This is a genomic window from Yersinia sp. LJYL362, assembly GCF_048323875.1.
The window spans coordinates 1-11,164 of record NZ_JBLWEX010000127.1 but is presented as its reverse complement, the minus strand read 5'-3'; the positions used below and the strand labels follow the sequence as shown (position 1 = coordinate 11,164).

The window sequence follows — 11,164 nt, the reverse complement described above, 5'->3', positions numbered from 1 at the left end:
GAAGCACGGGAAATCACGGAGCGCTGGCTGAATGAATATAACAGCGAGCGACCTCATGAATCCCTGAATAACCTGACGCCGGAAGAATACCGGTTGATGGCTGAAAAACCGGAAATCTCAAAAAGTAGGTGGAACTAAAATGGGTGTACTTACACCAAGAAACTAAAAGTACAGCATAAAAAACAAACAAAAGCTGAAATAATTAAAAGTATAGTTTTATATTCAATAACAGTAATGACTCAGAAGTTGCGTTATTTTCCGCCACCATTACCAGTGATTTATCAAAGCCAACAAACTAGGATAAATCATAATGGAATCAACTAATATTCTTAAATACAGATAGGGGATGGCAATGAAATAATGTGGTCCTCACAGGATATCACATATTAAGACAGTTGTTAGTACCATGAGTAAAGTAGGCATTGCATACATAAGATATCTAGGCGCGATGGCGTGGCCGTATCTGCCACACCATCGCGCCTTAAATAAACATAGGGAAAATGATTGCGGCTTCACACTCAGAGCCTAGGAGTGGGCTCTCTAGAGCAGGAAACTCGCTGCAGGCTACTTCTCGCCGAGGGAATACCGGCATCAGCGGACAACATTAACTTAGAGGCAAAAGTTGCCAGGATATAATGGGTTAAGATCAACATGAAATTTATTAACTTTTTTAGACGGGGGCCATCAGTTAACATTAACCTGCACCCTAAAAATGCAAAGCCATACTCCTATTATAAAGCCATTAATTTAGATATGAGTATGGGAACGAAAGAAATGTTCAGGTTTGGATATACAAACGACTTTTTGAATACAGGAGAGCCAGGCATAACAGTTCATGGAAGCAAGCAGGGTACAATGTGTTTTATTGATGGTGTGACACATAATATCATGGCAGATGATTATGCTGCGCTAGATCATCAATCTAGGATTAAGAAACGCTTTTCACCGCTTGAGTTTTATCAGTATCTAAAATTTAGGCATTCGATAGATTTATCTAGTGACAGAAGTCCGTTGCATTTAGTTTGTTGTTATTCAGGAGGTACCCTCGATAGTGATAAATCCAGCGTTGCACAAAAATTAGCTAATATAGCACAAAGGCCTATATTGGCTTATGGTGGATATGAACAAGTAAGCATGTTACTTAAGGGTAGAATAGGGCTTCCTAATATTATTAATGGGAGTGGGTGGGTCGTAAATAGTGAAAACAGTATTATTCAACCCGAAAAGATTTTACCTAATTGGCGAAAAGATTTTACCTAATTGGCATGGTGTCATATAAAACTTAAGAGTTTCTTGAGCGGCTCGGAGTAAAACCTGACGGATGGGGCCGGTTAATCCCCGAATTCCTGCCGGTGAGTGAGTGCAACAGTATCGCTACAGTGCTCCAGCAGTGCCTTAGCGAACAAGGCCAAGCGTAATTGGGGGACGTGTTGTAAGTATCCCCTCAAAACGTCCCATTCACTTTTTGAGATCGCCTCAGGAGACATACTGATTATGGCCCCTTAGGAGATCGCCACGCGTAAAATCCGATTCACCGCCCCTTAGAAAATAACTTTTCCTAATGACGCTGGCATTAGGCTAGCTTCGAGATAAACACTTTTATGACATGTGTCTGTAAAGGCGCCTCCACTTAAGTTTCGGATACTATAGTTTGCTTGAAGGGTTCCTAAATACCCTGTTACTTTAATATTCCTATAACCTATATTACGTAATTCATTTGCTAATCTCTGTGCGAATGATGCAGTAATTCCATCCTTATTTGGTATTAATGCACTGCTACAGGCAAAAACTCTCAAATCGACAAAATTAAAGGGTAAGCTTTCTTTTTTTAACAATTGTGCGAGTTCAATTGGACTGTATCTTTTAAGCGTTCCTCCAGTCCATCTTTCTATTCCGCTTTGCATTACTTTTTTGGCTCCTAGTGGAGCACCAATATAACAAGAACCGAATTCACCACCATGAGCAAGAATATAGACTTTATCGGAGGGATTTACATTTCTCAGAACACCATCAAAGTAGCGAAAAGCCTTTTTAACAACACCACTATGTTTGTTTTCTAATATTTTATAAGGTGTCTTTCCTTTCTCCTTTTGCCCAAGGGTCCAAAAATCACAAAAGTTATGCATTTCTTGTGTAGGTATAGGTAAATATATATATCCAGACATTATGATTCCTTCTTTTTTATCAAAAACAAAGCTAATAGACTGTCTATAGACCAAATTATGCAGGTAATACATCCCCACCATAACCAAATGGATAACTTGGCAAGGTGGGGACTCAGCGGACCGCTTTAACTACGTTTCTTGCTTATGGTTAATTTATCTTTACTCACGTTTAGCAACAGAGCCATGGTTTGTTGGTCTTCTGCACTTAACAAACGCTCGGTCAATAACGGCAGTAGCTCTCGGTTAAGTACCGAATCAATCTCGCGCGCACCGCTTTGTTCAACCCGGCAACGGCTGGCAAAGAATTTGACCACTTTATCACTGTATGTCAGTTGCGACTCATACCCCGCCGCACGGCGGAAACGTTCACAGATCTTATTTAGCTTCAGTTGAATAATACTGGCCAAGGTGTCGGCAACGACCGGTAGATAAGGTATTAGCCGCAAACGCCCCATAAATGCCGGGCGGAAGTGACGATCAAATTCAGGGCGAATTAATTCAACCAAACCGTCATGGGTTATTTCGCCTGTGCTACAAGCAGATATAATGCGATCACTGGCCAGATTGCTGGTGAGGATAATCAACGTGTTGCGGAAATTGATTAACTGCCCTTCGGCATCTTCCATCACCCCTTTATCAAATACCTGATAAAACAGTTCCATCACATCGGGATGGGCTTTCTCAACTTCATCAAGCAACACCACACTATAAGGACGGCGGCGAACCGCCTCGGTTAATACGCCCCCTTGCCCATAACCCACATAGCCAGGTGGAGACCCTTTTAGCCCGGAGACCGAATGTGCTTCCTGATATTCCGACATATTGATAGTGATCAGGTTCTGTTCACCGCCATACAATAGATCGGAAAGCGCCAACGCGGTTTCAGTCTTCCCTACTCCGGATGGCCCCGCCAGCATAAAGACGCCCAGTGGTTTAGCTGGGTCATTAAGATTGGCACGCCCAATACGCACTTGCTGAACTATAGCGTCTAATGCATAGGATTGGCCGATAACTCGGGCCTCCAGCCGCGTCAACAATTCACTCAGTTGATTCTGATCCTTTTCCATCATTCGCCCTAATGGAATACCGGTCCAGCCCGCAATCACATCAGCAACACAAGCCTCATCTACACAGTCGAAAACCAGTGGTTGCTCCTGATGTAATTGTGATAACTCAGCCCTGAGGGCCGCCACTTCCTGCATATCCTGACTCGCTTTTATGCGAGCCACCAAATCACGCTGCCGCTGCCACTCGGGGATAAGTTTGTTAAGATCTTGCTGGATCTCACCTTCCCGCTGAGCTAACCAGTGTAAACGGGCGTCATTACCGCCTTCCTGATGCAAGCTATCACGCTCAACGGTGATATTACTCAGTAGCGCATTAAGATCTTCAATCTCCTTCGGCTCATGACACTGTGACACCGCAACACGGGCGCAGGCGGTATCAAGCAGACTAATAGATTTATCCGGCAACTGGCGGCCTGAGATATAGCGGCTGGAAAGCGTAACAGCGGCGAGCAGCGCACTTTCAAGAATAGTGACGCCATGATGCAGGCTCATGGCCGACTTCATGGAGCGCAACATCGCTGTAGCCGCTTCTATATCAGGTTCAGCAATTTTGATCACCTGGAAACGGCGGGCCAGTGCGGCATCTTTTTCAAAATATTTTTTATACTCAGCCCAAGTAGTGGCCGCCAGCACGCGTATTTCTCCGCGCGCCAAAGCGGGCTTGAGCAAGTTAGCGGCATCATTTTGCCCGGCCTGCCCGCCAGCACCAATGAGCGTATGAGCTTCATCAATAAATAATATCACCGGTGAAGAATAGGCTTTCACCTCGCGTAATAGCGTTTGCAACCGGTTCTCAAACTCGCCTTTTACACTGGCACCCGCCTGTAGCAAGCCCATATCCAGTGAAAGAATTTCCATATTCTTTAGTGTATCGGGAACACGACCTTCCACAATGCGTTGGGCTAATCCCTCAACCACTGCCGTTTTACCCACGCCAGGTTCCCCCGTTAACACTGGGTTGTTTTGGCGTCGGCGCAACAAAACATCAATCATCTGTCGGATTTCAGCTTCACGACCCAATGCCGGATCGAGTGCATTCTGCCGCGCCTGTTCGGTCAGATTACGGGTATATTTCGCTAACGCAGAATCGTTGCTGTCTCCACTGTTAATCGGCTGACGCGTTACTGCCACAGAACACTCCTGAAGTAATAACTTATCCGCCAATTCACCATCACAACTCAGCGCCTGACTTAGCATCGATGAAAAACGAGCCTGATTACCCGATAGATCTTTCAGCAAACAGCCAAGAAAGGCCTGCACTGGCAAATGATTTTGCTGCCAATTCACACTGGCATGCAGCCAGGAGCGCTCTAAATGTTCTACCAGAGATTCAGACAGAACAGGCGGGCGCGAATTACCACTGCGCAATGTGTTCAAACTGGCCGTCAGGGCGTCAAGCAAATCATCACCTCGCAGCCCGGTGTTTAGCCCCAGTTTTTCTATCAGCCCAGTGTGGGCAATCATCAGTGCTAATAGCAAATGCTCAGTTTCCACTTCATGATGTGTCCGACTGACCGCCAGACTGATGGCTGCATCCAGACATTTGCGTGCTTCAACATCGAGATTAGCAACAATTTTTTTGAGATAACTACCCACATTTATTCCTATTTAGTCTATTGATTTTTATACAATTAATGATTCTTAACGGCAGCCCGCAATTTTTGCTGGCAGTTGTGAAATATTGCCATGCAATGCAGACGGTAATGTTTGTTCGGTTTTCTTATCCATAATGTCCTGCTGAGCCACTGCATTTTCGCTGAGAGCATCAGCGGCGGCTTTCCAACGTAACCAAGTGGCCTGTACGGCGTTCTGTTTATCAAACTGATAACGCACCAGAATCTCTTTGATCCCTAATGAGACCAAAGTGGCACTTTGCTCCGGGAAATCTTCCGCGCTAAACGATAGTTTCCCTGCTGCGATATCCCGCATGAAATTAGGCCATGCGTTATCGCCGATATAATCGAATGACAGGTCAAAACCGGGGAAGTTAATCGTTTGTGTCACTCGACTACAATGGCCGGGTTGCCACTGGAAAAGGGTCTGTTCACTGAAGTTCATGCTTTTCAGATCCCAACGCTGAGCATCACAGAACAACGTTAATTTGCTACCAGTTGGCATTAGACGTGCCCCACCAGGCACCGTGGCAGGCAGGCTGGTCAGCGTCAAATCAACTGGTTGTTCCTCAATGGCCGCTAATTCTGCCTCGAGTTTTGCTTGTGCTTCCTGCAACTTTGCCAACTTATCTTCGCTACGGGTATTCGCGCGTTCTGGCATCGATAGAACATCGTCAGGGCGCAGGACATGATTGACAAGACGCATAAACTCCGGTGTCAGGTTCAGTGACTGGCCTTCAAACTCTCCTGCTGCCGGGCCATTATTGCCTACCACCAGTACACTCTTTGCTGGCCCGCGAATGAAATCTGACAAATATTGCCAGGTCATATCCTGCTGATCCTGATAATCCAATTGCGCGGCATTTTTTTCCATCGGCCACAGTACGCGGCTTTGCCATTGTTGTTGTATCCAGCAACTGGAGCGCTGCATAGCATGAGCTGTCAACAAACGCGCATCATTCATATACAAAGACCACACCGCATTAACTGCAACATCATCTTTCGCAGGATTAATACTTTTACGCAGCGCGGCAAAGCGGCCACTGAGTTTTTGCAATGGATTACTCCCCCCCTCGCTACCCTCTTCGCTGCGAAATAAACCACGCGTTAGATTGTCACTGTTTTCCGGGGTGGCGACCGCCTCAGCAACCGCAGTGCGCAGGCTCGTTTGCCATTCATTCCACGCGTTAATATTGGAATCTTTCAGCGGCGCAGCCAGCGTCTTTTGATCCAACTTAAATTTACTGGCTATTTTTTGAGTGATGGCCTGCTCAATGCGATCTTTATTTTGCATCAGCGGATCCAGCTCATTGGTTTTTTGTAGCAGGTTAAGTTGGCGCAATTCACGCAACCAGGGTGCCGCTGCACTATTAGGAATATCCGCCAGTTGCTGCACAATATAGCGGGAAAACTTCATCGACGGGCTGTTACCCTGCTCAATGCCGATCAGCGTATCCTGCCATTGTTCTGCATCCAGTACCGGTGCCTGCTGCTGGCTCATTGCCAGCAGTAACTTCATCCAGTGATCTTGACGTAATGTGTCCCACTGGCGCTCAAAATTATCCAGCGCGGTCAGTTTTATGTCTTCGCCGGTGGCCTGACGTACCTTGGTAAGCCAGTGGCTGATTTGCGCCGTTCCTGGTTGGGTCCATTGCCCAGCCAGCTGCTGCTGGCTATCGCTAGCGGGCAAAAAATCAATCAGTTTCACCGGTAGCAATTCAGAGTCAGCAGCAAATAACCATTGCCATTGGCCATCACTGTTCACCAGCTTGGCGAGTAACTGACGCAAGGTTTGCACATGCTCTGCACCGCCCGTTTGTTGCAATAATGCGCGCTGCAGCACGATGTCATGTTCATTTGATAATACGGACAGCTCTGATGTCTTACCTAATAGCAGCGGTATTTGCCCGCGCCCGTAGATTTTATTGGGCGCCATACTGTTATGTAATTGTTGAACAGAGGTTGTGTTACCCACCTGACTCAGGGCAGTTGGTATCTGTGGTAATTCATGCAGCTCGGCTATGGGTTTATATTCCAACATCGCCTGCTTCGTCATGATGCTTTGCGCTAAATCAAGGATATAGCCACGCTGCTGCTGAGGAGTGGCTTGATTGAAACGCTGCTCATAGCGCTCGGCAATAACATGCGCATTCACCACTAGAGTGGGCGCAGCACGTAACACCTGCTGCTCAAGCTGATAATGGCGATAATTAACTGCCGGGATAAAAGGCCAGTATTGCAGCGGCTGTTGCTGCCCACTTTCAATCTGTTCTAGTTTTTTAACCTGTTGAGCCACCGTCAAGGCAGTGAAATCCCCCCCCGTCAACGAGTGAGTGCGTACCCCATAAAAGAGCAGTAGCGCCAGCGTTACTGAGGCCGCCATCACAATGCCCCATTGCTGTAAGAAACGACGCAGAAAACCGATAGCATCAACCTGACGTAATCTGCTGAGTTCCGGCAATTGGCGCACCAGTAAATCGTGCAAAAAAACAGCCTGACGCATGGCACTGTTTTGGCTAACCGGCACCGTGGCCGTGAACCAAACCCCGCCTAAGGCTCCAGATTCAAAATACGCATCTGGCTCACACAGGGCCGCCAAATAGCTTTGCAAAGCCGGTTGCAACTGGCTAATTTGCTCAGGAAAATCGAGCAATTGCAGCGTATCTTCATCAGGAGGAAGGCCGGTAAACATACTGATACGCACATTGTCTAACCCGGCTTTTACCGTGCTGAATAACGGATTAAGGAACGCCGGATCTTTACCGTCTACAACCGGAGATTGTAGCCAGTGATAGCCCAGTGCTTGCTGGCGCTGTGCCGGTGATAACTTATCAGACCATAGGGTGAAACCGGGCAAGTGGTCGCAGCAGGTAATCACCACATACACTGGCAAACGACGCTTCACTTTTTTAATCAGCGGCTCAATTTGCGTACGAATATGGCGGGCACTCAAGCTCAGCTCCGCCATACTCTTCCGTTGCAGGTCATCGGCTGAAACACACACCACAATCCCCGCCGGCACTGGCAAACGCCGACACCAGCTCACCAGCCGCAGCCAGGCACGCTCAAATGCCGGACTTTTACTCAAAAATTGGCTGGACAGATCGAGAAAACCTACCGAGCGGAAGAACCACCAACGCAGCGTTCGGGTAGGAACCACCACACCACTTTCGGGTTCATTAGAAAACAAGGGCAGACCAGTGCTGGCCATTAACGTAGTTTTACCACAACGCTGACCGGTGAGGACAAACCATGGCAACGGTTGTTTATCATTGCGAATGCGCTTAATAACTTTGGCACCGGTTTTCCAGTGCTCAGACAAGACATGTTCCATACGCGATAATTTAAAACGCGCGGTTAATCTGCCAAAGAACTTCGCTTTTGATAATCCAGCAATACCGACCCAAGCCAGTCGAATGCCAATAATGGCTATTATCAATACCAGCCACAGAATAAACCCACTGATTAGCGACCATTCAATAATCGTAGCAATGACTAAGCAAACAATAAGTAATGTGCACAGCAAAAAAGCCCACGCAGTAAAGGCAATCATTTTTTTAAACATTTTATAAACCTATTAGATTGAACCTAATCCTGCGATAAGCATTATGAGATAAACCACTATTACCATTGATAATATAAGCCATTTCCTATGACGAAACTTTTTTCGTACGGGTTTTATCTTGCCATAGCTATTTAACAGATCTGAAATTATCGGCGCATTATTCGGCCACTGACGCCACTGTTCAGGTAAACAACGGCGTTCATCAGAGATTCGTTTCTGTAATTCAGCATCCTGCTGAGTATATTTGCCATGAAATCCCATTAATAAGCAGAATAAGTAGACCACTCTTAATTTAGTGTTATTTTTATCAATAGAATCAAGGCGAGAAAAAAACTCACCACCACCGGTCGATAAATCAAAATAATGGCTTTGTAATAACACCGTTCGCCACTGTTTAACCCACTCAGGTTCAGAACATAAAACTTGCTCATCTAACCAGATAACCACCGCAAAATTAGCATCTTCACAGTCTTGCGGTGAGTGGTGTAATTCAGCAGACAAACGTGCTTGTTGCAACAATTGAATACATTTATCTCTGAAATGCGAATAATCAGAATGTTCCAATGGTTCAAGTATAAAAGAAGTTATAAACCGGAATACTGGCATATAACAATTCACGATACTCATCATGTGGGCACCACAAATACAAGTTGAACCTGAAGATCCTCCGGCATATCTGACCAATAAAATGAAATACTTTTATCTTGTTCAGCCGCGGCCCATAATTCACTCTGACGATCAACGATAAAATAAGATGAATCGCTACGGTTTGGTACCCCACGCGGAGCCTGTTGGCAGAAGGTGACAGGCGCACCCGGCAAAGCATGCTGGATCAACAGGTTAATGCTTTGTGTCGAAGCTAGCTTAATACCACCGGTATTTTTTATCTGCTGATTTTCTAACGTAATGGTTGAAGAACGTAACAATAACAGTATTTTTTCTGCGTTATTTAATTGCTCAGATTCAATTTTACTTGTATACACACCGTGGATATCTTTTTCCAAGGTGATATAGACGTTATCTTCCAGCACCAAATTATTCAGCAAACGGGCTAATGTTTTACGCACACTGTCGAAGCAACGATTCAACTGATCGTGGTCATAAGGCTGCAAATTATCGTTACCAGTCCGCCACTCCCCCAAGAATGAACACCCCTCATTGAAAGAGGACAGCTCCCCGATCAATTGTGACAATAGACAATAGATTTGCCACGGGTGAACCTGCCGCGCCTGAAGCATATTTTTTAATAATGGCAGCACGTGATTTAAGGTGCGCATCGCCAATAATTGCGTGATCCGATCGCCGCGATCACTGCCGCTAACCAACCGCTCAGAGCGCTTATACTCTTCCAGTTTTTTTGCTCTGGCGCTGACATCGTAATAAATAGTTTCAATCATTTCATAGAGCGTCGCTGAGCCATGCAAGGTGACCGCGGGCGCAGAAAAATCGGGATCAAATTTCACCCTGTCATTGTCATAACGCAGTCTCATCAATGGAATACACTCGCAATCGACGGCTTCCTGCATCTCTTCTGCGGTCAAAATACGCACGTTGTAACACAGGCGAGCCACCGTCGCTTCTGGTGCCTGGTCATAAATATCTTTCATCACCGGATCGTCATTGGTATTGACCCAGCGGGTGCCTGCCCGTTCATGCTCTTTCTTTAATAGCGTGACATTGTTGTGTTGTGGGTCAAAACGGCGTAGCGCCAGCCACAGCGTAAAAGGCTGGTCGCGTTGTTTCCAGGCATCACGAAAATGACGCTTTTCAAGCTGACAATTACCCGGATATGACAGGTAAGCCCCGCCCGGCATAATGCAGTCAACACTGTCGATGCTCACCACAAAATCCTGCAACGCGGCTTTATTGACTTTAAGCTCGACCATCCCCTGATTATAAGGTTGAGCAGAACGGCGAATCTGAGCATGTTGCCATTCATTATGTAGGTCAAGTGACTGAAAATGCTGTGGTTGCAAATACAATCCAGAGTGCCAGTAGATTTGCTGTTGTTCCGGGTACATTATGACTTTTTCCCTTGCTCAGCGTCTTCTTCAGCTTCATCTTCTGCCGCATAATCCGTGGTGGCGCTGACCACCGTCGATTTACGCTCTTTTGGCGTTTCCTCAAGGCGAGAAATACGGTCACTGCCCATGGTCACCGCAATGTTCAAAGGCCCTAGACCTGCCCACCACTCGGGTTTCCACCAGCCGCTTTTGGCACTTTTAATTGGAATATCAACCAGAACCCGATGTTGCTTCATCGGATAGGGGTAATATCCGGCAACCAGGGCGACACTGCGGGTATTCTGCGCGCGGTTAATATGTAATGTACTGTCCTGGCCTGGCATCATGGTGTAGCGATCCACTTGCAGTAAGGTGCCTTCAGCCCCCACCCCCGCAAATAGCCCTTTCAGCGCTGCGGGATTGCTCAGAATTTTATTGAGAGAAGCTTTGTCTTTCGCCTGCAATAATAAAACGGTACAGCTATTCGGCAAGCCATTTACCGTATTCAGAGTCGGCTCTGCGCGTAGCTGAACGGTAATCGCCCCACCGGCATATGACGCGGTAACCGCTTGCAATGCATCTTCCTGAGAAAACTTCTCTGGCATAGCACATCCGCTTATCACCAAGATGCTCAGTATCAGAGAGATCATCATCCCACCATGAAATTTCATTCGCTTTGTTGCCCTTTTAATACGTTATTAATGCTTTGTAAGCTATTATCATCTTGCAGCATTTCCTCTAACCATTCGCT

General features: G+C 46.4%; 8 protein-coding genes. 2 read left to right on the top strand and 6 right to left on the bottom strand.

All coding sequences use genetic code 11. The features are described 5' to 3' along the window. Together ACNSO8_RS05785 and ACNSO8_RS05780 are read left to right on the top strand one after the other, a co-directional pair. A partial coding sequence (locus ACNSO8_RS05785; protein WP_418394090.1) for an integrase core domain-containing protein occupies positions 1–138 on the top strand: 138 nt, incomplete at its 5' end. A gap of 513 nt (positions 139–651) precedes the next feature. Next, positions 652–1,260: a hypothetical protein gene (locus tag ACNSO8_RS05780; RefSeq protein WP_418394088.1), complete on the top strand. Its 609-nt coding sequence runs from the start codon at positions 652–654 to the stop codon at positions 1,258–1,260. Positions 1,261–1,541: 281 nt separating this feature from the next. On the opposite strand, the gene ACNSO8_RS05775 is transcribed toward ACNSO8_RS05780, so the two are convergent. From ACNSO8_RS05775 to tssJ, 6 genes are all read right to left on the bottom strand, one after another. Then, positions 1,542–2,165, bottom strand: a complete 624-nt coding sequence (locus ACNSO8_RS05775) for a hypothetical protein (RefSeq protein ID WP_418394087.1) — start codon at positions 2,163–2,165, stop codon at positions 1,542–1,544. 125 nt (positions 2,166–2,290) lie between these two features. After that, complete coding sequence (gene tssH / locus ACNSO8_RS05770; protein WP_418394086.1) at positions 2,291–4,828, bottom strand: type VI secretion system ATPase TssH; 2,538 nt, start codon at positions 4,826–4,828, stop codon at positions 2,291–2,293. Positions 4,829–4,873: 45 nt separating this feature from the next. After that, positions 4,874–8,410, bottom strand: coding sequence for a type VI secretion system protein (locus ACNSO8_RS05765; protein WP_418394085.1), 3,537 nt, complete (start codon positions 8,408–8,410; stop codon positions 4,874–4,876). 12 nt (positions 8,411–8,422) lie between these two features. Then, positions 8,423–9,040 carry a DotU family type IV/VI secretion system protein gene (locus ACNSO8_RS05760; RefSeq protein WP_418394084.1) on the bottom strand — a complete coding sequence of 206 codons (618 nt, stop codon included), beginning with the start codon at positions 9,038–9,040 and terminating at the stop codon, positions 8,423–8,425. Beyond that, positions 9,037–10,431, bottom strand: a complete 1,395-nt coding sequence (tssK, locus tag ACNSO8_RS05755) for a type VI secretion system baseplate subunit TssK (RefSeq protein ID WP_418394083.1) — start codon at positions 10,429–10,431, stop codon at positions 9,037–9,039. The genes ACNSO8_RS05760 and tssK overlap by 4 nt, the downstream gene beginning before the upstream one ends. Further along, positions 10,431–11,063, bottom strand: coding sequence for a type VI secretion system lipoprotein TssJ (tssJ, locus tag ACNSO8_RS05750; protein WP_418394089.1), 633 nt, complete (start codon positions 11,061–11,063; stop codon positions 10,431–10,433). Before tssJ ends, tssK begins: the two co-directional genes overlap by 1 nt. Between the last annotated feature and the right edge of the window lie 101 nt (positions 11,064–11,164).

What these genes read in the sequence shown, in the direction of transcription:
- ACNSO8_RS05780 (WP_418394088.1), top strand. Translation starts at nt 652, where the DNA reads ATGAAATTTATTAACTTTTTTAGACGGGGGCCATCAGTTAACATTAAC.
- ACNSO8_RS05775 (WP_418394087.1), bottom strand. Translation starts at nt 2,165, where the DNA reads ATGTCTGGATATATATATTTACCTATACCTACACAAGAAATGCATAAC.
- ACNSO8_RS05765 (WP_418394085.1), bottom strand. Translation starts at nt 8,410, where the DNA reads ATGTTTAAAAAAATGATTGCCTTTACTGCGTGGGCTTTTTTGCTGTGC.
- ACNSO8_RS05760 (WP_418394084.1), bottom strand. Translation starts at nt 9,040, where the DNA reads ATGATGAGTATCGTGAATTGTTATATGCCAGTATTCCGGTTTATAACT.
- tssK (WP_418394083.1), bottom strand. Translation starts at nt 10,431, where the DNA reads ATGTACCCGGAACAACAGCAAATCTACTGGCACTCTGGATTGTATTTG.
- tssJ (WP_418394089.1), bottom strand. Translation starts at nt 11,063, where the DNA reads ATGATCTCTCTGATACTGAGCATCTTGGTGATAAGCGGATGTGCTATG.